19 protein-coding genes and 3 pseudogenes are annotated in these 26,267 nt (G+C 58.2%); 14 read left to right on the top strand and 8 right to left on the bottom strand.

Going from position 1 to position 26,267, the window contains the following annotated elements:
- Position 1: 1 nt before the first annotated feature.
- The 3 genes from AABA86_RS10345 to AABA86_RS10355 form a co-directional block, all read right to left on the bottom strand.
- Positions 2-1,309, bottom strand: coding sequence for a lipid II flippase MurJ (locus tag AABA86_RS10345; protein ID WP_338306632.1), 1,308 nt, complete (start codon positions 1,307-1,309; stop codon positions 2-4).
- 44 nt (positions 1,310-1,353) lie between these two features.
- Positions 1,354-2,913 (bottom strand): hypothetical protein, encoded by a 1,560-nt coding sequence (locus AABA86_RS10350; protein ID WP_338306633.1) that lies wholly within the window; start codon positions 2,911-2,913, stop codon positions 1,354-1,356.
- 64 nt (positions 2,914-2,977) lie between these two features.
- Entirely contained in the window at positions 2,978-3,811 is an 834-nt protein-coding gene (locus tag AABA86_RS10355) for a class I SAM-dependent methyltransferase (protein ID WP_338306734.1), read from the bottom strand.
- A gap of 299 nt (positions 3,812-4,110) precedes the next feature.
- On the opposite strand from AABA86_RS10355, the gene AABA86_RS10360 reads away from it, so the two are divergent.
- The 7 genes and pseudogenes from AABA86_RS10360 to AABA86_RS10390 all read left to right on the top strand — a co-directional run.
- Positions 4,111-5,109, top strand: a complete 999-nt coding sequence (locus AABA86_RS10360; RefSeq protein ID WP_338306634.1) for a D-glucuronyl C5-epimerase family protein — start codon at positions 4,111-4,113, stop codon at positions 5,107-5,109.
- A gap of 98 nt (positions 5,110-5,207) precedes the next feature.
- A complete protein-coding gene (gene murJ / locus AABA86_RS10365) occupies positions 5,208-6,626 on the top strand; it encodes a murein biosynthesis integral membrane protein MurJ (protein WP_338306635.1) in 1,419 nt (472 codons plus the stop codon).
- Between the two features lie 467 nt (positions 6,627-7,093).
- The gene (locus AABA86_RS10370; RefSeq protein WP_338306636.1) at positions 7,094-8,398 is read left to right on the top strand and encodes a nucleotide sugar dehydrogenase; all 1,305 of its coding nucleotides are present in this window, start codon (positions 7,094-7,096) and stop codon (positions 8,396-8,398) included.
- A 3-nt stretch (positions 8,399-8,401) separates the two neighbouring features.
- A complete protein-coding gene (locus tag AABA86_RS10375; RefSeq protein ID WP_338306637.1) occupies positions 8,402-9,460 on the top strand; it encodes a Gfo/Idh/MocA family protein in 1,059 nt (352 codons plus the stop codon).
- A 2-nt stretch (positions 9,461-9,462) separates the two neighbouring features.
- Complete coding sequence (locus AABA86_RS10380; protein WP_183232948.1) at positions 9,463-10,044, top strand: acyltransferase; 582 nt, start codon at positions 9,463-9,465, stop codon at positions 10,042-10,044.
- A 3-nt stretch (positions 10,045-10,047) separates the two neighbouring features.
- Positions 10,048-11,157 carry a DegT/DnrJ/EryC1/StrS family aminotransferase gene (locus tag AABA86_RS10385; RefSeq protein WP_338306638.1) on the top strand — a complete coding sequence of 370 codons (1,110 nt, stop codon included), beginning with the start codon at positions 10,048-10,050 and terminating at the stop codon, positions 11,155-11,157.
- Between the two features lie 203 nt (positions 11,158-11,360).
- A pseudogene (locus AABA86_RS10390) lies at positions 11,361-12,106 on the top strand (IS3 family transposase); the annotation flags it as partial.
- Between the two features lie 52 nt (positions 12,107-12,158).
- Here the strand turns inward: AABA86_RS10390 and AABA86_RS10395 are convergent.
- Complete coding sequence (locus AABA86_RS10395; protein WP_338306639.1) at positions 12,159-14,519, bottom strand: FG-GAP-like repeat-containing protein; 2,361 nt, start codon at positions 14,517-14,519, stop codon at positions 12,159-12,161.
- A gap of 194 nt (positions 14,520-14,713) precedes the next feature.
- Here AABA86_RS10395 and AABA86_RS10400 point away from each other — a divergent pair, with 194 nt between their 5' ends.
- The 3 genes and pseudogenes from AABA86_RS10400 to AABA86_RS10410 all read left to right on the top strand — a co-directional run.
- Positions 14,714-15,016 (top strand): hypothetical protein, encoded by a 303-nt coding sequence (locus AABA86_RS10400; RefSeq protein WP_338306640.1) that lies wholly within the window; start codon positions 14,714-14,716, stop codon positions 15,014-15,016.
- Between the two features lie 118 nt (positions 15,017-15,134).
- On the top strand, positions 15,135-16,328 hold the full coding sequence (locus AABA86_RS10405; protein ID WP_338306641.1) for a CaiB/BaiF CoA transferase family protein: 1,194 nt from the start codon (positions 15,135-15,137) through the stop codon (positions 16,326-16,328).
- A gap of 1,137 nt (positions 16,329-17,465) precedes the next feature.
- Positions 17,466-18,167, top strand: a pseudogene (locus AABA86_RS10410) (CoA transferase); the annotation flags it as partial.
- A 66-nt stretch (positions 18,168-18,233) separates the two neighbouring features.
- Here AABA86_RS10410 and AABA86_RS10415 read toward each other — a convergent pair.
- Positions 18,234-19,106: an outer membrane protein gene (locus tag AABA86_RS10415; RefSeq protein ID WP_338306642.1), complete on the bottom strand. Its 873-nt coding sequence runs from the start codon at positions 19,104-19,106 to the stop codon at positions 18,234-18,236.
- Positions 19,107-19,395: 289 nt separating this feature from the next.
- On the opposite strand from AABA86_RS10415, the pseudogene AABA86_RS10420 reads away from it, so the two are divergent.
- Together AABA86_RS10420 and AABA86_RS10425 are read left to right on the top strand one after the other, a co-directional pair.
- Positions 19,396-19,778 (top strand): annotated as a pseudogene (locus AABA86_RS10420) (CoA transferase); the annotation flags it as partial.
- 436 nt (positions 19,779-20,214) lie between these two features.
- On the top strand, positions 20,215-20,700 hold the full coding sequence (locus tag AABA86_RS10425) for a hypothetical protein (RefSeq protein ID WP_338306643.1): 486 nt from the start codon (positions 20,215-20,217) through the stop codon (positions 20,698-20,700).
- A gap of 940 nt (positions 20,701-21,640) precedes the next feature.
- Here AABA86_RS10425 and AABA86_RS10430 read toward each other — a convergent pair.
- From AABA86_RS10430 to AABA86_RS10440, 3 genes are all read right to left on the bottom strand, one after another.
- On the bottom strand, positions 21,641-23,143 hold the full coding sequence (locus AABA86_RS10430) for a tripartite tricarboxylate transporter permease (protein ID WP_338306644.1): 1,503 nt from the start codon (positions 23,141-23,143) through the stop codon (positions 21,641-21,643).
- Between the two features lie 11 nt (positions 23,144-23,154).
- A complete protein-coding gene (locus AABA86_RS10435) occupies positions 23,155-23,697 on the bottom strand; it encodes a tripartite tricarboxylate transporter TctB family protein (protein ID WP_212250464.1) in 543 nt (180 codons plus the stop codon).
- Between the two features lie 150 nt (positions 23,698-23,847).
- Complete coding sequence (locus tag AABA86_RS10440) at positions 23,848-24,822, bottom strand: Bug family tripartite tricarboxylate transporter substrate binding protein (RefSeq protein ID WP_338306645.1); 975 nt, start codon at positions 24,820-24,822, stop codon at positions 23,848-23,850.
- Between the two features lie 306 nt (positions 24,823-25,128).
- On the opposite strand from AABA86_RS10440, the gene AABA86_RS10445 reads away from it, so the two are divergent.
- Both AABA86_RS10445 and AABA86_RS10450 read left to right on the top strand, forming a co-directional pair.
- Entirely contained in the window at positions 25,129-25,482 is a 354-nt protein-coding gene (locus AABA86_RS10445) for a hypothetical protein (protein ID WP_338306646.1), read from the top strand.
- Between the two features lie 255 nt (positions 25,483-25,737).
- The gene (locus tag AABA86_RS10450; RefSeq protein WP_338306647.1) at positions 25,738-26,232 is read left to right on the top strand and encodes a hypothetical protein; all 495 of its coding nucleotides are present in this window, start codon (positions 25,738-25,740) and stop codon (positions 26,230-26,232) included.
- Positions 26,233-26,267: the final 35 nt, after the last annotated feature.

Consider the following 26,267-nt stretch of genomic DNA (forward strand, 5'->3'; position numbering starts at 1 on the left):
CCTATCCACCGATTTGAAGGTCGGTCTGCCGCTCGCTAGTTAGGAGCACTCCCGCCCGAGCCGAAGTCAAAACTCGACGCGAAGTGGCCAGCCACACCAGTGAAGCAACAATATGCCCGCAGGCTATTGCCGCGGTAGCCGCCGGTGCGCCAAGGCCTTCCGGCAATAGCCACGCCGCCAACGCCAACACCCCAGTTTGAGCGACACTGGGCCAAACAAGGAAGCTGAGACGAGCACTCGCTGAGGCGACGCCGACGAACAGTGCGTTCACGAACATGGGCAGTAGCGCCGCCGACAGGATAACAATAGCGTATTGGAAGTGGGTAGCCTGCTCCAAAGTCAATGCACCGAATAGCAGTTCAGCAAGATAGATGCCGCCGAACCCAGCCGCCGCGGCACAAATTAACGAGACACCCACCATCACGCCAACGGAGCGCATGAAGTCCTGCCGCACCGCCTGCTGGTCGCCTAAGACTACCCATTTGGAATACTGAGCGATCCGCATGCGCACATAGGACATCGTGAACAGATACTGCGGCATTCCAACCATCTTCGTGGCATAGGCTACCAAAGTGACCGCGCCGAAGCCCATGGCCGAAGACAATCGCCTTTCAAGCAACACGGTCAGCGACAACATTGCGACATAGACCACCACATAGATTAAATTCGGCGAGAACGGCCACTGCCGAATGATTCCGGTGTGGGAATCGCGCCGCGTCAATTGCGACCAGATCATCAGGTTGGTGCCGGCGACCGCGACCACCGTTCCGGCAGAACTACCTATGGCCGCCGCAGTCACCGCGTGTCCCAGCCACAATCCCAGGACGGCGCCGGAATTCATGAGAAGGAGTGTTGCCGCAGGCAGCACGAAGCTGCCTCGCGCATTCAGATAGGCTGTGTTGAGCGAAAGAACTGGAATGCCGACTACATTGATCGCAAGCGCACGCAGCACAAGTTCAGCCACAAGCTTGGTATCTGAAGGGAGCGCAGCTCCAATCAGTTCGACAACCTGGGGGGCCAGCAACAGGATCGCCGCCAGCACCGGTACCAATACCATTGCCACCAAGCTAAGCAGGTTGCGATACTCAGCATCGCAACGTGCCTCCGATTGCATGCGCAGATGCACAAAGCGGGGCAGCACAGTCAGCGGGAAAGCGGTGACAAAGACTACGGTGACTGCAAGGGGAATGGCTTCCGCAAAAAAGTAACCCTCGAGGTCAGCGGTGATCGAGAATGCGCGAGCCAAAAGGAAGTCACGTAAAAGCCCCATGCCCTGCGAGATGGCGGCTAGCACCACAAGCGCGCTCACCGTCCAACTATCGTAAGAGGCTATTTTTCCAATCCGATAACTCGTCACGGTCGAGCGGCAACAGCTTGAGGGAGAGCGTGATCTCGGACGTGAACGACCCGACGCTCTACGAAAAAGCAGCTGTGGATCACGGCTAAGATCAAGTTGAACCCGATGAGTTTGTGAACCGCGAATAGCAGCGCGAAGCAGTTCAGGATAATGACCATAGAAAGACAGGCGAAGGCGACTGCATCATCGTCCCGCCGCACTCTATTAAAAAATGATGCGATTAGTCCTATTTGCAGTACAACATTGAGCACCAAGCCAACGGCGCCATTGTAAAGCAGAAGGTAGAGCGGCAAATTGTGGATGTAGGTACGCGGCTCACCGCTCTTAGTAGTAAACGGCGTTCCCGCGCCGATGCCGAAGGCCCAAGTCGCGGGGTTGCCGGCGAGGTAGGTCTGGAGGGCAGGCCGCCACTCGTCTGAAATACGCCCCCCCCCGATCTCGCCTGCCCCCGGCAAGTTCGCGGAGAAGTTGCCCAGCGTCTCGGCTAAAATTTTCGCTGACGTGCCTTCACCAGCGTGGTCGGCATATCGTTGGGCGACGTGTTCGAGCGTTTTGATACCGTGGCTGCGCAGTATGGCGACCATGGACTCGTGAACCGATTCCGCCTTCTCCAAGGTGTGCCTTGCTTGTTCCTCTCCCACTTCTTGTTTCAACTCAGTCTCGATGCGCCGTTTGGCGACATCCGGCTCAACCACAGTCAGCTCGGGGGGGCTACTTCTTTCCATCGCCTGGCGGACCTTGAATGCCGGTGGCACCGAAGCGAAAGGAGGCGACATAATGATGGTACCGACCACCAGCATCGACAATGCGACGCAGGCTGTATTCCGTAGAAGGACTCCGGCCCGACGCTCGACCACCGCCAATGCTGTCCAAAGAGCAATAGCAACTATAAAACTAAGGGCGTACACTATTACTAATGTCCGAGTGAGCGTAACCAGAGCTGCTAGTCCGAATATGCTGGTAGCAATCGTACCCATCGCTGTCGCGTAACGTCCGCGGCCAATCAGAGCCAAGGCTACGCCGTTCCCCGCGGCTGCCAGGGGCAGTGTTACTCGCGCATCAATCATCGTGATGCGACTGACGAGCGTCTCCGTTACGGTGGTAGTGTCTTGCATCATGAACAAAATGATCTGATACAGAGCCTGAATCAGGCCAACCGCCATCACCGCAAGAACCAGTCCAATCATATTGAGGTTTATTCGCCCGGCAAACGCCAAGGGCAGGGACAAAAAGGCCATCAGGTACGGTAGCGTAGAACGAATGACCGCGGTCGGTGGGTCGCCCTGCACCAGGCCGATAAGGGCCGAGAGCAGAAACGAAGCAGCCATAGCCATCATCACGAGGCTCGTACGGGGGATCCCCGTCAATCGCTCCGGCGACATCAGCACGTAAGCCAGCGCGCCAAATCCCGCAATCGCTACCCCGAGAGAGAGTCCCATTTCCCTGAGACCGATGCTCCGTACGACCGGATCAGCTAGAAGGGAAAATAGCAGGGCAACTCCTAGCGAGACGGCAAATAGCGCCAGCATCTTGTCAGAAACGAAAGTTGCTTTCATGCCTTGCATCCCACCTTCGCGGTAGCTTTGTAGTGACATTTAAGGTTGTCTAGTGCTTTGACGATTACGATGGCTTTTTAGCTACGACAAAAATGTAGTTGCTCTGACCAAACCATCCACCTGCGTGATCTATCAGTTCATGGAGCGAGGCCAAGGCAAAACGCAAAGCTCGCCTGACTTTTGACGATCTTTGGCTTTCTGCTCGGTCGCTTCCTAAACCAAGCTCCTGCCTGCTCGATGTTGCTCTGCGGAAAATCCAAGCAAACTTGTTGCCCAGCAATTCCGCAAACGTCTGATAGTTGCCCATGTCACTATAGACGATTACAAGACCCTGTTTCGACACAAGATCAGCGAGCGTCTTGGGCTCAAAATAACTCAAGTGCAAGGAGATAATCCCCACCCACTTCGGACCCATAAACCGGGCTTGCCATCCGCCGAGGTTTGGAACTCGCACCACCAAGTGCCCCCCCGGTTTGAGGCGCCTAACCGCTTCCTGTAGGTCCTCGGCCGGACGCGTGGTATGTTCAAGATAGTCGAACATCGTAATGACGTCATATTGTTCGTCAGCCGGAAGGTCGGACAACCTGCCCACCCTGACTTCGACATCGTGATGCCTAAGCGCCAGTTCCGCTGCCTGACTCGAAAAATCCAGGCCGATCGCACGCCACCCTTGACGATTGGCTACCTGCAAAAAGAGGCCACTGCCCGTCCCCACGTCCAACAGCGCGCCTGGCGGAGAGACAACCTTTGAAATGCGCGCGAGGTGACCTCGCTCAAATTCCCGATAACGGGATTTGTCGCCCTCTTGGGCAGCCTGGGTTCCGATATATCCGCTACTGTACCAATCTTCATAAACGCGCTGCAGGGATTCGTCTGTGAGGCGAGGACTGAGTCGCACCAATCCACACGTGCCACACCGGACGAGCGTATTCCTCACATTTTCGCTTAGGCGATCTCGATATATGTCGTGCGTCAGGGAATCAGAAATTGATAGTACGGGCTCAACCTTTATTTGGCCACAGGCTGGACAGTGCTCAATCGAGGTCGAAGACAGCGTGATTCGGCCGTGGTCATCAGCCATGGAAGGACCATTTGGCGCAGAGGGCGACTGAAAGAAATCGAGGAAATGGTCCAATCAACCAAACTAGAGGCGCGCGCCAGATCACGATCATTCAAACCACCCGGAATTCTTGAACTATGAGCAATGTTACTCAAGTGATGTTTTTGAGGCGAGCGGCCAACTTAGCGGGGAACTATGTTCTTGCACCACTGCTGGGAAGAAGCTCTACCTCCACTTACTGGTATCTACCCGACCCGACCAATCTCAGGTCGGAGGAGGATCTTGCACGGTATCATAACTTCAGCCCGTCCCCATTCTACGTGATCGACTACCGCACCCGAACGACCTATGAATTTACTTCCCCCGACGGAATTCTGCGTCTGCCTTATCCGAATCCAATCGGCCCTCAGATCAACCCCGAAGCCGCCTTCCAATGCGCCCTCGGCTGGCATGATCGCTATGTTCTCGACGGATCTGACGGGGCGCGGGAACGGTTTTTCCTGTATGCAGACTATTTTGCTGAACGACAGACCCCGACCGGAGATTTCAACTATCTTTTCGATTGGTTTGAAAGCACCGCGCCGTGGCACTCAGCTCTGGCGCAGTCAAGGGGCGCCTCGATGATGCTACGGGCCTTCTTGCTATCTGGCGACGACCGATATGTTCGGGCCGCGTTGCTAGCACTGGACAGATTCGATGTTGATTGTTCCGCTGGCGGTTATCAAGCGATTTTCGAGCCAGAGGGGGTAATCTATTTCGAAGAATATCCCAAAGAAAAAAATGCCGTCATCAACGGCTTCATGGCAAGCCTCTTCGCCCTCTATGAAATTGGACATTGGCTTGGTGATCGACGGTGCCGGGACCTTTTCGACGCTGGCATCCGCTCGCTTGAACGGATGCTACCTTACTACACTCTGCCCTGGTGGACCCTCTATGACCGCGGCGCTGACGCGGGAAGAAATGTACACAGTCCTCGATATCAAAAAATGGTAATAAACTACCTTAAAGTATTGTCGGTTTTGTCGAAGAGCCCAACCCTCCGGCACTTTCGCGACCACTGGGGTCGCTTGGATACGCCGCAGAATCGTGCAAAAGCCTACTTTTTCAAGGCGCGGCGGAAGTTGCTATATCGATGATGGGACGTGTGGGCTGGGACCGGCTTCGCCCCAAAAGCTTGGGCGCTACAGCGCTAGTTATAGCTGGACTGACAGTCCTTTCGTCTCTGACGGGCTTCGTGCGCGAACTGTTGATTGGGCGCCGATTTGGCGCTTCCGGCGATACTGACGCTTTTTTTGCCGCCTTCACGACCGTATCTTTCGTTTTTTTGCTGCTGACTGGCGGAGCACTGCAAGGTTCTTTTATGCCAGCCTACCAGAGATTGCGCAGCCGTGGTGATATTGGGGCGGCGCGCTCTCTGCTGGTTTGGACGTCCGTCTTAATTGGCGGATTTGGCGGGTCATTGGCAGTCATCCTCTATCTTGGAGCCGAGCCCCTTATCTCAATCCTGTATCCCGGCTTCGACAGTCGATTGCGCAACACGGGAGCGCTAGCATTGCAAATTCTCTCCCCCATTGCTGCTATTGCCCCGCTAGGCAATCTCGCCCAATCGGTTTTCAACGCTCGCAGCTCTTACTTTGCACCAGCCGCTATGCCTGTCCTTACCAACTTGGTCGTGGTCGGCTTTCTTGTCGTGACATTTGCGGGATTGGGTGTGCAGTCGCTAACCTTGGGCTATCTTGTCGGGTACCTGCCGTGGCTCGCGCTGCTCGCCTGGACCTTCGCCGAACGAGGCACGCATCCTAGAGCAATTGACGCCTCGGTTCAGCGTACCATGCTCACATCTCTGACCCTGCTTGGGATGCTGGCCGTATTCGACCAGTTGAGTAGCGTAGTGCAGCGGTCACTTCTGAGCTGGTTTGAACCGGGCATCCTCTCGACCTTCGCGTATGGATCCAGATTGGCCGGCATTCCCATTAGCGTTATAGTCGGCGCGCTCGGAGTAGTGCTGTTTCCGCGATTTGTAGCGGTCGCCGCCACGAACAAGAACTATGGCAAATCCGACATCATCTACGTAAGCATCGCCGCCACCCTGACCGTCATAGTACCCGTCAGCCTCTTTATGGCTATCGACGCCGGATTCATCGTCCGCTTTCTCTTTTCAGGAAGCGCCATGGACGCTGCGGCCATGGAGAGGTTGGACGTAGTCTTCATTACCTACTCCCTCGCTCTACCTGCGCAGGCGCTTATCATTATCCTGAGCCGCATCTATATGGCAGCAAATAAAAACCACGCTTTGCTCGTCATATCCGCCGCTTTCGGAGCCATCCACATACTCCTGACTTACTTAGCCACTAAGTGGCTCGGCTGGCAGGGCGTGCCCATCGCTACCTTTGCCTATTCTTACCTGTTCTGTACGGTCCTGCTGATTTACTTAACCCGCTTCAACCCCATGAGGACCGCAGTTTACGCTCGCGGCGGCGCTGTCATCTTGATCGCCGCTCTGCTTTCCTCTGCCGTCGGCCTACTAGCTCTCGGCGACGGTGTGGTTTCTTCTGCGGCGGGCGGCCTTGGTATGGCCGGAACCTTCCTCATCTGCTGCCTCACGCTTGGCGAAAAGTCAGTGCTTCAGCTGTTCCGGTACGGCCGAAGCTGACAATTCGCGAAAGTGCATTGACGGTCAGAGCACGCGAGCCCCCCCTCAAGCAACGGCAATATGACGGCACCAATGAGACGTCCGCTCCGATATCGATACCAAGGCCTTCCAGCAAACCCAGAGTCCTTAAGCTCCCGAACATCTATTTGATATTATGGGGCTTCATCGCATGCACAACGCGGTCGGTAGAGCTCATCCACCTAAGATCTGCAAAGGTGTGCCGAACACATTGCACCTCGATCTCTGCAAGAGGGCAGGGCGATGAAGAGATTGAACTTTGTCCTCAAGAAAGCTAAGCCTACCGCGAGATCCAAGCGCTAAGGTGGGATTCACAATCAAAGATTGTAATCCGGCGATATGCGGCCGCCTTGCTTTCTGGTTCCCGCACTTGGACCCGTGAGTTTCCCGCGACGAGCGAAGAACAACTAAGACAAAACCGAAATGTCACTGCGTGCTGTGGATTTAGAATGAACACGGAACTTCTTGCCAGACTGGATCGTAAGACGGGAGTCATCGGAATTGTAGGCCTGGGTTACGTTGGCCTGCCTCTGACACTACGCTATTGCGAGGTTGGCTACAAAGTAGTCGGGTTCGATATCGATCCAATGAAGGTAGAAGCGCTCAAAGCCGGCAAATCCTACATCGAGCATATTCAATCCGAGCGCATTTTTGATGTGGTCGGGCGCACTTTTGATCCGACGACTGATTTTTCGCGAGTGTCTGAAGTCGATGCGTTAATCCTATGCGTACCGACACCGCTGAATAAATATCGCGAGCCAGATCTTAGCTTTGTACTCAACACTATGGATTCAGTGCTGCCCTTCTTGCACGAGGGCATGATAATCTCCCTTGAAAGCACCACGTATCCGGGCACGACGGAAGAAGAACTCAAGCCCAGGATCGAGCAACGCGGCCTCAAGGTCGGCAAGGACATCTTCCTCGTGTTCTCGCCGGAGCGCGAGGACCCCGGTAATCCAAACTTTGGGACACGCTCAATTCCGAAGGTCTGTGGCGGCTGTACGCCAGCTTGCCTTGAAGCGGGTCTCGCCCTTTACCGGCACGTGATAGACAAGGTCGTTCCGGTCAGCTCAACGCAAGTTGCTGAATTGACAAAGCTGCTTGAGAATATTCACCGTTCGGTGAATATCGGTCTTGTGAATGAAATGAAAATCGTGGCGGACAAGATGGGCATCGACATCCATGAGGTCATACGCGCTGCGGCGACTAAACCCTTCGGGTTTGTGCCCTATTATCCGGGGCCGGGTATTGGTGGTCATTGCATTCCGATAGACCCCTTTTACCTGACTTGGAAGGCGCGTGAGTATGGCATGCATACGCGCTTCATCGAACTTGCCGGAGAAATCAACTCGTCAATGCCGGACTATGTGATTGCAAAGGTTGCTGCCGCTCTTAACTGCAGAAGCAGATCAATCAATGGTAGTACGATTCTGGTGCTTGGTATTGCCTACAAAAAGAACGTCGATGACGTGCGGGAGTCGCCCTCGGTCTTTCTGATGGAGCGCTTGCGCGATCAGGGTGCAAAGCTCGCCTACAGCGATCCGCATGTTCCCACATTCCCAAAGATGCGCGAGCATCATTTCGATCTTTCAAGCGTAACATTGAACGCAGAGACACTCGAAAGCTTCGATTGCGTGTTGCTTGCCACGGACCATGATAGATTTGATTACGACCTTATCAACCAAAAGTCGCGACTTCTGGTTGACTGTCGCGGAAGATTTTCAGAGGGCGCCAGTCATATAGTCAGGGCATAAACGATGACGTACTTCACGCCAATCGTCGATCGAAACATCAAGTTCGCGCTTGTAGGTTGTGGGCGTATCGCAAAAAATCATTTCGACGCGCTAAAGCAGCACGCCGATCGGGCAGAACTGGTTGGTGTCTGCGATGTCGTCCCGGAGCCTGTCGAGGCAGCCGCCCGTGAGACAGGTGCGAGGCCCTACGACAGTCTTTCTGAAATGTTGGCAAAGACCGATGCGGATATTGTTGTCCTAACGACGCCGAGTGGGTTGCATCCGCAGCAGACAGTGGAAGTTGCGCGCTCGGGCCGTCACGTTCTGACCGAGAAGCCGATGGCCACTCGTTGGAACGACGGTCTTCGCATGGTGCGCGCCTGTGATGAAGCCGGAGTGCGGCTGTTTGTCGTAAAGCAGAACCGGCGGAACTTGACGCTTAAAATGCTCAAGAACGCTATTCTGAAAGGCCGATTTGGCCGCATCTATATGGTCAACATCAACGTTTTCTGGACTCGTCCGCAGGAATATTACGACGCCGCGCCGTGGCGTGGAAAATGGGAGTTTGACGGCGGCGCGATGATGAATCAAGCGAGTCACTACATCGACCTGCTCGATTGGTTGGTAGGGCCTATTGAAAGTGTGCATGCGTACACCGCTACTCTGGGCCGCAGGATCGAAACGGAGGACACTGGAGTGGTTAGTATTCGGTGGCGTTCGGGCGCGCTTGGTTCAATGAACGTGACGATGCTTACTTATCCAAAGAATTTTGAGGGCAGTATTACGATCCTTGGCGAGAAGGGTACGGTGCGTGTGGGGGGGCTTGCCGTAAATGAGATCCAACACTGGGAATTTTCCGACATCGATCCTGATGACTCAAAAATCAAATCAGCGAACTACGAGACCACATCGGTGTACGGCTTCGGTCATCCTCTCTATTACGATAACGTTATAAAGGTGCTGCGGGGCGAAGCGGCACCAGAGACGGACGGGCGCGAGGGATTGAGATCCCTCGAGGTGCTGATTGCGACTTACCTTTCGGCCCGGGACGGCAAGCGCGTCGCGCTGCCGCTAGAGTACTAATTATGTCGGTCCAGATTCACCCGAGCGCGATCGTCGATGAAGGGGCGGAGATCGGAGAAGGCAGCCGCATTTGGCATTTCGTGCATGTCTGCAGCAAGGCCAAGATTGGCAAGAACTGTTCGCTTGGGCAAAACGTGTTTGTCGGCAACGATGTTGTCATCGGCAATAACGTTAAGATCCAAAATAACGTCTCAGTATTCGATGCCGTGCGAATCGAAGATGATGTTTTTTGCGGGCCGAGCATGGTCTTTACAAATGTGTACAATCCGCGATCCGCGATCGTGCGCAAAGATGAATATCGCGAGACTTCCGTTCGGAAGGGCGCGTCTCTTGGCGCGAACTGCACCATCATCTGCGGCTCGACCATCGGTGAATACGCGTTTGTTGGGGCCGGAGCCGTTATCAATCGGGACGTTGCGCCTTACGCGTTGATGGTTGGTGTGCCGGCCCGACGGATTGGCTGGATATGTGAGTGCGGCGTCCAGCTTCCAAAAATAACGATGGGCAAGGTGGCTTGCAGGTCTTGCAGCAAAGCCTTCCAGATTGGACCTGACGCCTGCAGTTTGATTCCGGAAGGAATATAGAGCATGACCGTTGAGTTTATTGATCTAAAGGCACAACTGCGATCAATACGGATCCCCATCAACCAGCGCATCCAGAAAGTCCTTGATCATGGTCAGTTCATCATGGGCCCCGAAGTTGCCGAGATGGAGCAGCGGCTCGCGACTTTTACTGGAGCAAAACATTGCATCAGCGTGGCGTCAGGGACTGAAGCACTATTGATTGCACTCATGGCATTAGGCATTGGGCGAGGAGATGAAGTCATCACTACGCCGTTCACGTTCGTCGCTACGGCTGAGGTTATCGTTCTGCTTGGTGCGACTCCGGTCTTCGTTGATGTCGAGCCTGACACCTGCAACATCGATCCAGAAAAGATCGAGGCAGCGATCACGTCGCGTACGAAGGCGATCATGCCTGTCTCGCTCTATGGGGCAACCGCGGACATGGATGAAATCAATGCGATCGGTGCGAAGCATGGCCTTCCCGTGATTGAGGATGCCGCCCAGAGCTTCGGGGCCGAATACCGCTCACGCAAGAGCTGCAACGTTTCCGCGATCGGCTGTACCAGTTTCTTTCCTAGCAAACCCCTTGGTTGCTATGGCGACGGGGGCGCTATTTTCGTTTCCGATGATACTTTGGCGAGGGCTATGCGCGAAATTCGTACGCACGGGCAAGAGAGCCGCTATTATCATACGCGAATCGGGGTGGGCGGGCGTATGGACACGCTACAGTGCGCCGTCATTCTTGCAAAGCTTGAGACCTTTGATTGGGAAATTGCTGAACGTATTCGTATTGGCCGAGCTTATCGCGATATGGTCGCGGAGATACCTGGAATTCAGGGCCCGGTCATTCGTAACGATCGAACCTGCGTTTGGGCGCAGTTCACCGTACAAACCGACGAGCGTGATGCTGTGACCGCTTCGCTGAAGGAAGTTGGAGTGCCGACGGCGATTCACTATCCAATTCCGCTACATAAACAGCCGGCTTATCGATCGCTCTGCCGGATCGTCGGCGGGGTCGATGTTTCGAACAGCCTTTCAGAACGTGTTCTCAGCCTTCCAATGCATCCCTATCTCGATGAGAGAACAATGCATACGATTGTTCATGCCCTCGCGAAGGCCAAAAAATCCTTGTGACGCGTTACAAGGCCCTCAACTCCATCGCTGCCACCAGTTCTAAACAGAGCGGAAGTTAGTGGGAGTCGGATTGAGCATAATACGGCTTCAGCTCGAGCTCATGATACGGTGAGCTGCTGCCGGTTTGATGGACACCGAGATTAGGTGTTTCATGAAGCCGGCGGTGGGCAATGAAGCGACGGAAGTCTAGTCGCTAGTTCAAGATCGAGGCGATCAGGCTGGTCTGGGAACGCGCGATGTCGGTGGCGCAAGCCGCGACCTGGACGTTCATGAGAACGTTCTGCGCAAATGGGTGAAGGAGTTCAGCTCCGACCCGGTGCAGGCCTTTCTCGGCCACGGCCAGATGAAGCCGGAGCAGCAGGCGGCTGCGCCGTGAGGTCGCCAAGCTGAAGGCCGAGCGGGATGTCCTAAGAAAAGCCGCAGCCTACTTCGGGAAGCAAGCGACATGAAGTTCGCCTTCGTCGCGAAGCACCGGACGATATGGCTATGCGATCCGCCGGGAGTTGTTGCAGTCGGGCTTCCATGCCTGGCTCAACGTTCTCCCAGCGCCAGATCCTGCAGTGACGAGGAGCTCGGCGGCAAGGTCATGGCCAGCTTCCCCAACGACGGCACCTGTGGCGCACGCCGCGTGACCGGCTCGCCGACGGGCGGATTTTGGCCTGCACCGGATTGAGCGGCAGATGCGCCTGCAAGGCTTGCGGGCGCGGCCGCGATGTCGGCACTTGCCGATGGACAGCGGCGATCGACAGCTCGAGACCGTACCGGCGAACCTCCTTGACCGGCAGTTCGCCGCCGAGCGTCCCAACCAGAAATGGATCACCGACTTCACCTAGTCTAGCGCTGGACTTCCGAAGGCTGGCTCTATGCCGCAGCGTGATCGAGTTCTCATCGCCGCGTGGTGGGCTGGTCGATGAGTGCCACCATGACGGCACAGCTCGTGCCGCATGCCAGAGGCCAATCGGCCATCCGCTCCCAGGCAACGATTTGTACAAACATAGTGATCAGATCAAAAGAAAGTTATGCCCCTCTAGTAACGGAACCCCGTCAGTTGGAGCGGCTGCAAAATGGCCTAAGGTGTCAGCGAGGGAGTCATAAACGCCGGCTTGACCGAAACCCACAATATCAGCCCTACCATCCCCGCTAACATCCGCCACTTCGCGTTTGTAATGGTCGTCGCTGCTCCAGCCTCCGGCGCCTGGCCCGAACGCTGCAAATTGAAAGCCGGGGCTGGCAAAGTGCCCGGCGCCAACAGCCAGCGATATATATACTCCGTCCTGACTGAATCCGACGATGTCGGCTTTGCCGTCTCCATTCACATCCGCCAGCTCCCGCTTGTAGAGATCGTCGCTGCTCCAACCTCCCGCCCCTCGAGCGAACGCGGCGAGTTCAAAGGTAGGAGCCGCAAAATGGCCTAAGCCGGTGGCCAGCGATACGAAGACTCCCGCTTGGCCGAAGCCGACGATGTCGGCTTTGCCATCCCCATTCACATCCGCCAGCTCCCGCTTGTAGAGATCGTCACTGCTCCAACCTCCCGCCCCTCGAGCGAACGCGGCGAGTTCAAAGGTAGGAGCCGCAAAATGGCCTGAGCCGGTGGCCAGCGATACGAAGACTCCCGCTTGGCCGAAACCGACGATGTCGGCTTTGCCATCCCCATTCACATCCGCCAGTTCCCGCTTGTAGAGGTCATCACTGCTCCAACCGCCGGCGCCCGGAGTGAAGGCGGCCAGTTCGAAGCTGAGTGCCCCAAAATGCCCGGAGCCAGTGGCGAGCGATACGAAAACTCCCGCTTGACCAAAGCCGACGATGTCGGCTTTGCCGTCCCCGTTCACATCCGCGAGCTCTCGCTTAAAGAGATCGTCGCTGCTCCAACCACCCGCGCTTGGAGCGAACGCGGCGAGTTCAAACGTGGGAGCCGCAAAATGACCTGAGCCGGTGGCCAGCGATACAAAGACCCCTGCTTGGCCAAATCCGACGATATCAGCTTTGCCATCCCCATTTACGTCGGCCAGCACGCGCTTATGAAGATCGTCGCTACTCCAACCACCCGCACCTGGGGTGAAAGCGGCGAGTTCGACAGGTGTCACACCAACGGCACCACTGCCATTGGGATCTGGATAGCTATCAGCGAAGCGCAAATACTCGACCCCCGTGACAATATCTGTCCCGTCAGGTGCGCCGAAGCGCTGATCGGCTATGGTGAAGGTCTGGGTAGCAGGATTATACGATATGGCATAATTCGCCTCGTTGCCCGAATAGACCGCCGTGTCGGTGCCCGAGCCGCCGATGATGGTGTCGTTGCCCGCCCCGCCGGTGATCGTGTCGTTGCCGCCGCCGCCGTTCAGCGTGTTGGCGATGGCGTTGCCGGCGATGGCGTCGTTGCCGGATCCGCCGATGGCGTTGTCGATGTAGGAGCGTGCGTCGCCGCCATAGAGATAGGCGTTGTAGACGTTGCCCGCCGCGTAATGACCGTCGCCGAGATACGCCAGTTGCACGGAGGAGAACACCGACGAGGCGCCGGGATTGAGGTTGATGCTCAGGTTCGTCGTGTAGTTCGACAGGTCGTAGGTATCGACGCCGCCGCCGTCCCAGACCGTCTCGTAGATGCGGTTGGCCGAGCCGCCGACGCCGCCGCCCGGCGCGAGCTGCCCGACACCGTTGATGAACTCCTGCCCCGTGGTCGGATTCCAGGTGTAGACGGTGCTGCCGCTCTGGGTCGTGAAGTCCGCGCCGTACATCGTCTGCAGCGCGAGGATATCGTTGGCCATATAGGTCTGCGAATATCCGTACGCTTCGTTGGTGTAACCGGACGTGGTCGAACCGCCGACATAGCTGCGATAGCTCATGACGGTGTATTCGCTGTCGTCATGCGCGCCCGGCACCGCCACGTTGGCGGGGCCACCGGCCTCCTGGCTGTGCTTCAGGCCGAGGGCGTGGCCGAGCTCGTGCAGCGCGGTGGTGAAGTAGTAATTGCCGAGCTTGGCCAGCGAAAAATTGTATTGGGTGCCGAACCAGACGTCGCCGCCGGGAGCGTAGTTGCCGGGGTAGTAGGCGTAGGCGGTCGGATTGGCCGCCGGCGACTGCGCGACCATGATGTCGGCACCGTTCGTGCCCGCGTACTGGATATCGGCGTTGGTGTAACTGAGGATCAGCCCGATCGCGTAATTGATCGCCGCCTGGATCTGGGTGGGCGCCGCTGCAAAGCCCGAAATGGTCGGCTCGCCGTTGCCGCCGCTATAGGGATTTGAGTAGTCGCTGGATGCGTCGGGAAAACTGTAAGTAATCGTGCCAGACCATTTGGCACCCGAAAGCAGGCCGTCGATCTCGGCGTTGTTGGTGGCACTGACATTAACAGCGGTAGCCAAAGGACTCTCCAGAGCAACGCGTCGCGTGCGATTCGGGACGAAAGCACATGATTCTAGCGTGAGAGTTAAACGTTTGGTTTAAATTGGGCAGCTCCGCCTGCCCCTCTTCCATAAGACTGTGTTAGCCATCAAATCCCGTAGTCATACGGGGCGCACAGCCTCGGTTCCTGCGGCACCTTAATTTGCAGGGTTTCATGAAACGACATTCAATCATGGCCGGTCTGTTTGGCGCCTTGATGGCGCTTGCGGGACAGGGTCATCAACCCTTCGGAGGACTGCCTGTCATGGTGGAGAAGGCCAAGGCGGACGACAGCGGCAAGGCGGCGCGTGCGCCCTCCATGCCGATGGCCCGCGATCCCGCCGTTGCGGTGGCAGAGGAATACGAGGCCGCACGCCGCAAGGGAACACGGGAGGCGCTCGAGCTCTTCATTGCGCGCCATGGCGACGCCCCCCTGGCCGAACAGGCGCGCACGGAGTTGAAGCGCCTGGCGCGCTGATCGCTCGGACACCGCATCAGGCATGGCATTTCGGCAGGCGGCATCGGCGCCGGGCCGGCTTGTCGCATGGTCTTTCGGCACTATGGTAGGCCCGCAATCTGTCCCGGAGCCTCTCAAAATGCCCTTTCCGCATGCCTCGGAAGCCCTGTCGCGCTTCACCGTGCTCGATCTGACCCGCGTCCGCTCCGGGCCCACCTGCGTGCGGCAGCTCGCGGACTGGGGCGCCAACGTGATCAAGATCGACGCGCTGACCGAGGACGCCGGCGGCGAGCAGCCGGGCGGCCCCCGCCGGGGTTCCGACTTCCAGAATTTGCACCGCAACAAGCGGGCGATGACGCTGAACCTGAAGGACGACCGCGGGCTCGCCTTGTTCGAGCGCCTCGCCGCCAAGGCCGACGTCGTGGTCGAGAATTTCCGGCCCGACGTGAAGAAGAAGCTCGGCATCGACTATGAGAGCCTCGCCAAGGTCAATCCGCGCATCGTCTATGGCAGCATCTCCGGCTTCGGCCAGGACGGCCCCTATCACAAGCGGCCCGGCTTCGACCAGATCGCCCAAGGCATGGGCGGACTGATGTCGATCACCGGGGCACCGGGCGAAGGCCCGATGCGGGTCGGCATTCCCGTCGCCGACCTGACGGCCGGGCTGTTCTGCGCCATGGGCATCCTCACCGCGCTGCTCGAGCGCGAGGTCTCGGGCAAGGGCCAGTGGGTGCAGACCTCGCTGCTCCAGGCCCAGATCTTCATGCTCGACTTCCAGGCCGCGCGCTGGCTGATGGAGAAGGAGGTCGCCAAGCAGGCCGGCAACAACCACCCGACCAGCATTCCGACCGGCGTGTTCAGGACTTCCGACGGCTACATCAACATCGCCACGACCGGCGGGAGGATCTGGGAGCGTTGCGCCCAGGCGATCGGCGCACCGGAGCTCTATGCCCATCCCGACTACGCGACGGCGCCGGCCCGCTCAAAGAACCGCGACGCGCTCAACGCCGAGATCGAGAAGCGCACCGTGACGAAGCCGACCGAGACCTGGGTCTGCGAACTCAACGAGGCCGGCGTGCCCTGCGGGCCGATCTACGCGATCGACCAGATGTTCGAGGACGCCCAGGTCAAGCATCTCGGCATCGCGCAGGACGTGCCGAACGACGAGGACCGCCATATCTGCCTGGTCGGCCAGCCCGTGACGCTGTCGCGCACGCCGAGCAAGATGGTGGCGCGACCGCCGGAATTCGGCGAGCAGACCGACGAGGTCTTGAAGGAGTTCGGCTTCGACGCCAACGAGATCGCAAGCCTGAGAGAAGCCCGAGTGATCTAAGAGTGCTCGATTTTGAGTTACAGGTCCAAAAAAGCGTATCGAAACGCGAGACGCTGTTCGCAGCGCAACGCGCGCAGCTTATTCGTCCGGTGGCAGGAGGAAGTTCTAGAAGCGCTGTTTTGAGACACAGCTTTGAGGTGGGCTGACGGCATGGCGCCGTTGGATGATGCCGACGAAAAGTTGTCCCATTGAGTTCAACCAGAGTAACGCGCGGCTGAGGGACCCACCTCTGATAGGTCTCACCTGGATGGCACCCCAACTTACCGCATAAGCGCGGCAACACATGAAGCCCTGGCTGTTGCCTGCAAGGTCTACTCAGGTCTCCGTGCTGGCGGTCGGCTAGGCGGCGGCTCGTTCAAATCCTGGGCCCAAGGAGCACCAGTTGTAAGTCTTGATTTCGATGAGATTTCGCCAGAGCTCACACAGGACGAAATAAGAAAACCTGCCGTAACCGCAGCGGCGCCCCCCACCATTCTCAGAGAGGTCAGCAGCAAACGGCTAGATCGGAATGGAGCTTCCTGCATCCCAAGCACCAGGTGACTCGATCGATTTAAACTAGCATGACCGTGCACAGGGCGTCGAGCGGCTTCTCCCAGAACCTAGTAGGAGAACCGCATCAACCCGATGGAAGCTGCTTCCAACCTCGACATCTCATGGCCGGCCCCGCCGTTGCGTCATCCGGCAGCCCTGAGCAGAATGGTGGCTCGGCTATTGAACTCGGGAGCAGACTAGGTGGTAAATTAATTCGGGTTTACCGAGGAGAGTGCAATGGTAAGAGAAAGCAAGGATCCGCCTGAGGCTGAGCTTTCATGTGTGCGCGTGTGGCGGCTCGACTAGCACCGCAATCAAATATGCCTGTGTAATCCCCAAAATGCGATCAGCACGAGAGCGATAGCCCCGAGTGTCAGCAACAAGAGAACGGTTTCAAGCATGACGAATCAGGCTCCGCCGCGCAGAGAATATACCCAGGAGCGAAGTTGTCATCGAAGAACGAGTAACTCACGAGCGCGAACCAAACGTGGCGATAGCCGAACAAGCCATGTCGTCCCGCACGGTTCCTTAGCGAGGTAAGAGCATCATTCCAATCAGGTTCGTGACAAGCCCGGTAAGATCCCGCCCAACATCGTAGCCAACAATTTGCGGGTCGGCATTCCCGTCGCCGACCTGACGGCTGGGCCGTTCTGCGCCATGGGCATCCTCACTGGCTGCTAGCGCGCGAGGTGTGGAGCAAGGGGCAGTGGTGCAGACCTCGCTGCTCCAAGCCCAGATCTTCATGCTCGACTTCCAGGCCGCGCGTTGGCTGATAGAGAAAGAGGTCGCCAAACAGGCCGGCAACAACCATCCGACCAGCATCCCGACCGGCGTGTTCAGGACTTCGGACGGCTACATCAACATCGCCACGATCGGCGGATCTGGGCGCGCTGCGCCCAGGCGATCGGCGCACCGGAGCTCTATGCCCATCCCGACTACGCGACGGCCCCGGCCCGCTCCAAGAACCGCGACGCGCTCAACGCCGAGATCGAGAAGCGTACTGTGACGAAGTCGACCGAGACCCGGGTCCGCGAGCTCAACGAGGCCGGCGTGCCCTGCGGGCCGATCTACGCCATCGACCAGATGTTCGAGGACGCGCAATTCAGGCATCTCGGCATTGCACAGGACGTGCCGAACGACGAAGGCCGCCATATCCGCCTGGTCGGCCAGCCCGTGACCCTGTCGCGCATGCCGAGCAAGATGGTGGAGCGGCCGCCGGAATTCGGCGAGCAGACCGACGAGGTCTTGAAGGAATTCGGCTTCGACGCAGACGAGATCGCAAAGCCGCGCGACGTAAAGGTGGCGTGACTCGGGGAAGAAACGACAATGCCCGGCAGGATTGCCGGGCATCACCGGTAGTTCGCGCTGGACGGCTCAGTATTTCGCGACGACGGGCGTCGGGGTGAACGCATAGTTAAAGCCGACCCGCAGCACGTGATCGCGGAAGCTGACGTCCGCCTGATTGGCGGTTCCGACGAAGTAGGTCTTACTCCCGAAATCCATGTAGAGATATTCGAGCTTGGCCGACCAGTTCCGGGTGAATTTGCGCTCGACGCCCGCCCCCACCGTCCATCCGACTCGGGTATCGGTGCTTGTCACCCCGGCTCCAATCGGGAAATTGAACGCGCCGAGCGGAGTGGTGCCGCCGAGGCCTGGCCCGAAGACCTGGATTCCAAGGGTGGTCGCGGACGAATATTTGAACTCGCCGACAGCGAGGCCACCGGTCGCGTACCACAGGGTCTGCGGATCCGAGAGGATGCCGACGCGCCCGCGGAAGGTCGCGAACCATTGCAGGTCGTAGGAAAGATTGCCGGTCAATGTGGCAATAGAGTTGAAATCTGTACCGCCCGGGATGCCAATGATGTTCGAACCGTAACGCGCGCTCGTCGTCGTCACCGTCCGCGACGACCGCTCGCCTGTCGCTTGAATGTCGCCCTCGAGGCCGACGACCCATTTCGGATCCACCTGCCAGTTGTAGCCCAGCTGTCCGCCGGCTAGCCAACCGTCGACATTCTGACCGAACGAACCGAACTGTGGAGCCGGGAACGGCAGTGCGATCGGCGCTACGCTCGTCTCCGCCCTGCCCCAGCTATATCCGACGTTCAATCCGGCATAGAAGCCTGTCCAGCTCCAGACCGGATCAACGACGGCCGGGGCCTTCACATAGGGTTTCGCTGCCAGATCAGCGGCCACTGCGCTGGTCACGACCAACGATGCCGCCACAATTCCCATCACAATCTGCTTCATCGCAATGCCCCGTGAGAAATTAAGAAAGCCACGGGGAGCATAAGCGTCAACGCTGGCCTAAGCTGTCGCACAGCAGCAACATTTGGGAGCAACCACTAGGCCTCAGCGACTGGACTAAGGCGACGCAATGAAGCTAAAATACTGATTAATCTAACTTTTCATGGTGCAGCCGCTTTGCCTCGCCGGCCCCAGCCGACACGGCCGAGCAAGCCCGTCGACCACCGGCCAGAACAGCAGCACGATCTCGAGCGCCGTGCTCGAGCCGATTAGGCCGTTCGACCAGAACACCCCAAGGTTCCCGTTCAAGACCCCTGACGGCTACATCAGCTAGCCACCACCGAGGTCGCGATTGCGCCCCAGGCGATCGGCGAACCGGAGCTCTATGCCCATCCCGATAGCCCTGCCCGCTCAACGCGGCGTGCCCTGCGGGCCGATCTAAGCCAGCGACCAGACGTTCGAAGACGCTAGGTCAGGCATCTCAGCATCGGCCAGGACGTGGCGAACGACGAAGACGGCCACATCCGCCTGGTCGGCCAACCTTTGACGTTGTCACGCACGCCGAGCAGGATGGTGTGGCCACCGGAATCCGGCGAGCAGACCAACCCGGTCTTAAAGGAGTTCGGCTTCGGCTCGGACGGGATCGCAGGGCTCAGGGACGCTAAGGTAGTATGAGTTCAGAGAGAACATTTCCCAGCGCCTGACTTGACGGCTCAAGCTCTCGCTGCTCTTAAAGGCGAGCGTCAAACGAGGACATGGTCGAAGATGATCCAAAATTGGCTCATGGCCGTCTTTACCGGCTTGATGGTTGTGGGGTGCTTCTTCACTGCCATTTTCGTCGATAGTATCTCCTTTAGGATAAGGGAACGACGATCCCGCCTCGCAGCTTCCCGTCGCTGCACTTTCGGGCCTCCAACAGCCGTTCGTTGAAACAAAGATCGGTGTCGATCCGAAGGCCTATCGTCGGCCAATCACCTCTAACGTCCTCTTTGCCGTGGTGGGTCCGAGGATGCTTTCTCGGGCCAAACCACTGCACCTCAGAGGACAACGACGTGATCAAGCCAATCAATGCCATCGTTCCCAATGCCGCGCGTCCCGGAAGTATATAGAGATGATTTTGAGCACCCATGCAATCGTTGGTGGCGCGATCGCCAGCCTGGTTCCATCACATCCGGCAGCCGCGGCGATCGCGGGGTTCGCAAGCCATTTTGCAATTGATGCAATTCCGCACTGGGATTATCCACTTCGCTCAATAAGTCTAGGCAAAGGTGCTAACAATCGCGGCCTGTCCTTCAGCAGCGCGACGCTGACGGATTTTGCAATTATCGGAATTGATGCGTGCGCTGGACTCGGCCTAGCGCTTTGGATGTTTGCAGCGGCCGGATCAATTTGGACGATTGCGATCGGCGCCTTCACCGCGATGTTACCGGACGCCTTTCAATTCGTTCACACCCTTTACCCTCGTGGCTTGCTTCGCGCGCTCCAACGCTTTCATTGGTGGATACACTCTAAGCGCTCGTTGACGGGATTATTTGGCGTGGGTTCGCAACTCGCATTTGCCGGAATGATTGCTGCACTTGCGAAAAGCTTCCATTAAATCCGGCAGTGACTGTCAGCCGCGCTATCCAACGAAGAATGCGGGTTCTCTCAGATCTAAGCGGACAGGCGCTTCATCAACCTTTCGATTTCCGTCAAAGTAGACCCGTTGGTTCGATCCCTGTAGGACCGCGAACTCATCAGGGAGAAGCGCGCAGGCTTTTTAGCAGCGATGCGCGTTGGAAGTCCCGGGCACGTCGTTGAGGGGAAGGCCACGTACGACCACCTCAGTCCGCCGACCCCTTGGGGCAACTCTTGGGGAATAGCCGAGCCGGCGGACTTTCGGGCGGAACTGAGAGTTGCGCCCTCCAATGCTAATTAAACAGGGCCGCATGTCAAACAGCGATATTCGGGGTGAAAAAGCGAGAATTAGGTCGGGATAGTTTCTGTTGATTGTTATTTTCATTGGAGTGAGCTTGTCAAAGTCAGGCAAGGACCGAGCGTGCCTAGAACGTGATCGCCCCTCGTTGCCCGAGCGCAAAACAGAGGAAACGGGAACATGACCAGTCGAAATGTCTCTCACACGGTCTGCCCGGCATGCCAATCCGCTTACCTACGTTCCATAAAAGCCTGTGCCAGGTCTGAGACGGGGCAGTTCTCATGTACCGCTTGTGGCGAGATCATCGCCCGGTGGCATACGCCGTACGTGCCCATTTACATCATAAGCGACCGGGCCCCCTTACTGCCGACAAAGACCGTCGAGCCTCCGCGTAACACAAAGTTCGTTTTTGCGGAGGCTATAGTGAACGAGATTTGCGAACCGAAAACTGAACCACCGATTTTCTACTAACTCGGTCCGTCAAAAATTATAGCGCCCCTCATAACCCGGAGCATGCATCGAAGGCCGACCGAGGTCTCGCGCTCACCACCGTTAGCAAACCAACTTCAAGGCCAAACCCTGAGACCACCGCGCAGATTATCTGCCTAGAGCTTCCGTGGCCTTAGCTCCGCTGCCTTCGTCCCAAGCGCGTGAGAAGCCCGTCGATCATCGGCCAGAACAGCAGCACGATCGCCAGCGTGGTGATCGAGCCGACCAGGCCGTTCGACCAGAACACCTTGAGGTCGCCGCCGGAGCCGATCATCGACAAACGAAAGGCATCCTCGGCGCGGTTGCCGAGCACGAGCGCGAGGGTGAACGGGGCCAGCGGAATGCCGATCTTCTTGAAGACGTAGCCGACGATGCCGAAGCCGAGCATCAGCCAGATGTCGAACATCGCGTTCTGGATCGCGTAGGCGCCGATCGCGCAGGACACCACGATCATCGGCGCCACCGCGGCAAACGGCACGCGCAGGATCGAGGCGAAGATCGGCACCGTCGTCAGCACCAGCACGAGGCCGACGACATTGCCGAGATACATCGAGGCGATCAGGCCCCAGACGAAGTCCTTGTGCTCGACGAACAGCAGCGGCCCCGGATTGAGCCCCCACACCATCAACCCGCCGAGCAGGATCGCCGCGGTGCCCGAGCCGGGAATGCCGAGCGCCAGCATCGGCAGCAGCGCCGATGTGCCTGACGCATGCGCCGCCGTCTCCGGCGCGAACACGCCCTCGATGCGGCCCTTGCCGAAACTTTCGGGATCCTTGGCGAAGCGCTTGGCGAGGTTGTAGCCCATGAAGGAGGCCGCGATCGCGCCGCCCGGGGTGATGCCGAGCCAGCAGCCGATGAAGGAGGAGCGCAGCAGCGTCGCCCAGTATTTCGGCAAGTTCTTCCAGACACCGAGCACGACGCGCAGCGAGATGCTGGCGGCGTGCCCGCGCAGCGCCAGCCGCTCCTCCATCGTCAGCAGGATCTCGCTGATGCCGAACAGGCCGATGACCGCAACCAGGAAGTTGATGCCGCGAAGCAGCTCCGGCGAGCCGAAGGTCATGCGGAGATTGCCCGACACGGTATCCATGCCGATGCCGGCGAGCAGCAGCCCCAGTGACATCGAGATGACGGTCTTGTGCTTGGCCTCGCGCCCCAATCCGACGAAGGAGCAGAAGGTCAGCAGATACACCGCGAAGAACTCGGGCGGGCCGAACTTCAGCGCAAAGGACGAGATCATCGGTGCAAGGAACGTGATCAGCAGCACCGCGACCAGCGAGCCGATGAAGGAGGAGGTGAACGCCGCGGTCAGCGCCTCCGCCGCCCTGCCCTGCTGCGCCATCGGATAGCCGTCGAAGGTGGTCGCGACCGACCAGGCTTCGCCGGGAATGTTGAACAGGATCGAGGTGATCGCGCCGCCGAACAGCGCGCCCCAATAGATGCAGGACAGCATCACGATCGCCGAGGTCGGATCCATCGTGAAGGTGAGCGGCAGCAGGATCGCGACGCCGTTCGGGCCGCCGAGGCCCGGCAGCACGCCGACGAAGATGCCGAGCACCAGCCCGACCATCATCAGCACGAGCGTCTTCCACGTCAGCAGGACGGCAAAGCCGTGGAGCAGGAGACCAAAAGCTTCCATCGCGGAACCACCTAGCGGCCGAAGGCCGCTTCGAGCGGCCCTTTCGGCATGATGACGTCGAAGGCGACATCGAATGTGACGAACATGATCGCCGTGAACACAACAGCGGTGAGCAGCGACTTCCACAGCGCGATCTTGCCGACGAGGCGCATGAAGCCGGAGATCAGCAGGAAGCTCGCGACATAGAGGCCGAGGAACTGGGTCACGAGGCAGAACAGCAGCGTCGGCACAAACACCGCCAGCACGCGGCGGCCTTGCGCGCGCGTGACGAAGGTTCCGGACGCCGCACGCCGCGCCAGCAGCGCCACGACCAGGCCGTAGAGGCTGGCGCCGCCGAGGATGACCGAGAGATAGAACGGAAAATAACCGGGTTCGGGCCCGGTCGAATCCCAGGACGCGCCGGTGCGCCAATTGTCGGTGCCGAGCGTGACGGCCAGCGCGAGCAGCAGCAGGCAGACGAATATCTCGACCGTGCCGGACGAGACGACGGAAGGCGAGTCGTCTTCGGGCGCGGTCGGATCGTCGACGACGATTTCGAGATCGGTTTGGGACATGCTCTGCCAAATCAGTTGCGCTGTCATCATCCGCCTAGTGCGCAATTGCGCGCAGGAGCGGATGATCCAGTACGCCGTGCAGAAGCCGTATTCGAGTTCTGTGCAATACTGGATGCCCCGCCTTCGCGGGGCATGACGCGGAGGATGTGCTTACTTCGCGACGAATCCAGCTTCGGTCATCAGCGACTTGTTGATGGCATCATCCTCCTCGAGGAACTGCACCATGTCCTTGCCGGTGAGGAAGATCGGCTTCAGCGCCTGCTTCTCCATGTAGTCCTTGTACTCGGCGGTCTGCGTCACCTTGTGGAACAGCTCGACGTAGAACGCCTGCTGCTCCGGCGTGACCTTGCCGGGCAGGAACATCGCGCGCAGCATCAGATATTGCACGTCGACGCCCTCCTCCTTGCAGGTGGGGATGTCGGCCCAGGACTGGGTGTCCGTCACCTTGGCTGTGTAGGAGATGCGCTCCTTGTCGAACACGCAGAGCGGACGCACCTGGCCGGCGCGCCAGACTTCGAGATTTTCGGATGGGTTGTTGACGTTGGCTTCGGTGTGGTTGCCGACCAGCTGGGTCGCGGCCTCGCCGCCGGACTTGTAAGGCAGATAGGAGAATTTTGCGCCGGTCTTCTGCTCGAGGAACACGGTCAGCACGTGGTCCTCGCGCTTGGAGCCGGTGCCGCCCATCTTGAACGGCGCGCTCGCCGCCTTCGCGGCCGCGACGAACTCCTTCACCGTCTTGGGGCCCGCGCTGTTGTCCCAGAGCACGAACTGGTCGAGCGCGACCACCGAAACCGGGGTCAGCTCGCGCCAGTTGAAGGGGATCTTGGCCGACAGCGGCAACATGTAGATCAGCGAATAGGCGATCAGCACCTTGTTCGGATCGCCCTCGCTGGACTTCATGTACATCAGCGCTTCCGCACCCGAGGCACCGCCCTTGAGCGAGACCACGATCGGCTGCTTCATCAGATTGTTCTTCTGGATCGCCGCCTGCATCATCCGCGCCATCTGGTCGGAAGCGCCGCCCGCGCCTGCCGCCACCACGATCTCGACGGGCTTTGCCGGCTCCCAACCGGCAACAGCCGGCGTGCCGCAAAGCGCGACTGTCAGCGCAATCGCGGCCTTCATTCCATGTCCCACGGGCGTCTTCCCTATGTTCTTGTTCGGATTGGAAATTCAGAGATGAATTCGGCAACCATTGTGCTGGCGAATTCGAGCAAGTTCAAGCCGTCCGACGTCATCCCCGTTATGACTTTGGAATGAGATCCGAAACGAGACAAGCCTCGCGCAACTGAGCTACAAGCGATCCGCCCGGCTCGGAAGCTCGGAGAAGTAATCAGTGGCCTTGATCAGCGCCAACAGTTATTTAAGGGATGGCTCCTTCGGATGAAGCGTAATTTCCGAATATGCAAAGAAGCTAAAGAGTAATGAGTGATGCCGCGCCTGCTCTACATCAACGAAAAATTTGGTCACGACGCGACGATCATCTTGGACAGCGGAGACGCCTGCTGGATCTCGGTGGGCAAGAAGGGTGTCTTAGTGCGTTCGCACAAGCACAATCTCTGGGGCGGACTGCTTGGAAGCGTCTTTGGTCCAAAGCTCTACCAAGAGCGGAATATCTACCAGGCACTAAATGTTGCGCAGGCTCTCACGGCCATGTTTCGGCCGGTTCCACAAATTAGGTGCAAGGACATGATGCTCGCGGCATTTTGTACAGCAGCCTGGCAGTGCTCGTCACCAGAACGTGTCAGGGCCGTACTAAATGATCCGGAGTTGCTCGCCGCGTAATTGCTACGCTTCACCGAGCCCATTTTGGTACAACGCCGCGCTTGCAATTTTCTGATTTAACCATATTCGTGAAGTATGAATACGCGTAAAAAAGTGAGTTTAGACCTCGACCACGAGCGGCGGAGAACGCGGTGGAAAGTCCAGTGGGGAGTTCCCGCCCGAGCCGCCGGCGGCGCTGCAAGAGCAGCCGCCCTATCGCGTGACGAGCGTAGGGAAATAGCTCGGAAGGCCGCTAAAGCCCGCTGGGCGAGACACTTGCCGCAAGCGACGCATGAAGGCGTCCTTCAATTCGGAACCATCGAGATTGAGGTTGCGGTCCTCGACAACGGGCAGCGCGTGATCACTCAGAGTGGCCTCATGATGGGCCTAGGCCGCATTCGCCCACCCACAGGACGTCAGTATTACAGGAGCGGCGCCCACCTCCCTGCTTTTTTGACAGTGCAGAGTCTCAAGCCCTTCATCGGCGAAGACCTTGCCGCCATAGCTAACCAGATTGAGTTCCGCACTAAGCGGGGCGTCAAGGCGCTCGGTTACGCGCCGAACTTCCTGCCAAAGGTCTGTGAGGTCTTTGCGCGCGCACAACATGCTGGAGTCCTAAAAGCCACTCAGCACAGCATCGCCAGCCGCACCCAAATGATCGCCGAGCAACTCGAACGCTCATGTACGATGCGTCTCATAGATGAAGCGACGAGTTACCAAGAAATTCGCAAGCCACATACGCCGCGGAATACTTATCGGAGCGAGGAATGAATCTAAAGCTTCCCCACATGTTCGGTTCTGCGCTA

This window comes from Bradyrhizobium sp. TM233 (genome assembly GCF_036247965.1).
GTDB lineage: Bacteria > Pseudomonadota > Alphaproteobacteria > Rhizobiales > Xanthobacteraceae > Bradyrhizobium > Bradyrhizobium ottawaense.

What these genes read in the sequence shown, in the direction of transcription:
- AABA86_RS10350 (WP_338306633.1), bottom strand. Translation starts at nt 2,913, where the DNA reads ATGAAAGCAACTTTCGTTTCTGACAAGATGCTGGCGCTATTTGCCGTC.
- AABA86_RS10360 (WP_338306634.1), top strand. Translation starts at nt 4,111, where the DNA reads ATGAGCAATGTTACTCAAGTGATGTTTTTGAGGCGAGCGGCCAACTTA.
- AABA86_RS10370 (WP_338306636.1), top strand. Translation starts at nt 7,094, where the DNA reads ATGAACACGGAACTTCTTGCCAGACTGGATCGTAAGACGGGAGTCATC.
- AABA86_RS10375 (WP_338306637.1), top strand. Translation starts at nt 8,402, where the DNA reads ATGACGTACTTCACGCCAATCGTCGATCGAAACATCAAGTTCGCGCTT.
- AABA86_RS10380 (WP_183232948.1), top strand. Translation starts at nt 9,463, where the DNA reads ATGTCGGTCCAGATTCACCCGAGCGCGATCGTCGATGAAGGGGCGGAG.
- AABA86_RS10385 (WP_338306638.1), top strand. Translation starts at nt 10,048, where the DNA reads ATGACCGTTGAGTTTATTGATCTAAAGGCACAACTGCGATCAATACGG.
- AABA86_RS10400 (WP_338306640.1), top strand. Translation starts at nt 14,714, where the DNA reads ATGAAACGACATTCAATCATGGCCGGTCTGTTTGGCGCCTTGATGGCG.
- AABA86_RS10405 (WP_338306641.1), top strand. Translation starts at nt 15,135, where the DNA reads ATGCCCTTTCCGCATGCCTCGGAAGCCCTGTCGCGCTTCACCGTGCTC.
- AABA86_RS10415 (WP_338306642.1), bottom strand. Translation starts at nt 19,106, where the DNA reads ATGAAGCAGATTGTGATGGGAATTGTGGCGGCATCGTTGGTCGTGACC.
- AABA86_RS10425 (WP_338306643.1), top strand. Translation starts at nt 20,215, where the DNA reads ATGATTTTGAGCACCCATGCAATCGTTGGTGGCGCGATCGCCAGCCTG.
- AABA86_RS10430 (WP_338306644.1), bottom strand. Translation starts at nt 23,143, where the DNA reads ATGGAAGCTTTTGGTCTCCTGCTCCACGGCTTTGCCGTCCTGCTGACG.
- AABA86_RS10435 (WP_212250464.1), bottom strand. Translation starts at nt 23,697, where the DNA reads ATGTCCCAAACCGATCTCGAAATCGTCGTCGACGATCCGACCGCGCCC.
- AABA86_RS10440 (WP_338306645.1), bottom strand. Translation starts at nt 24,822, where the DNA reads ATGAAGGCCGCGATTGCGCTGACAGTCGCGCTTTGCGGCACGCCGGCT.
- AABA86_RS10445 (WP_338306646.1), top strand. Translation starts at nt 25,129, where the DNA reads ATGCCGCGCCTGCTCTACATCAACGAAAAATTTGGTCACGACGCGACG.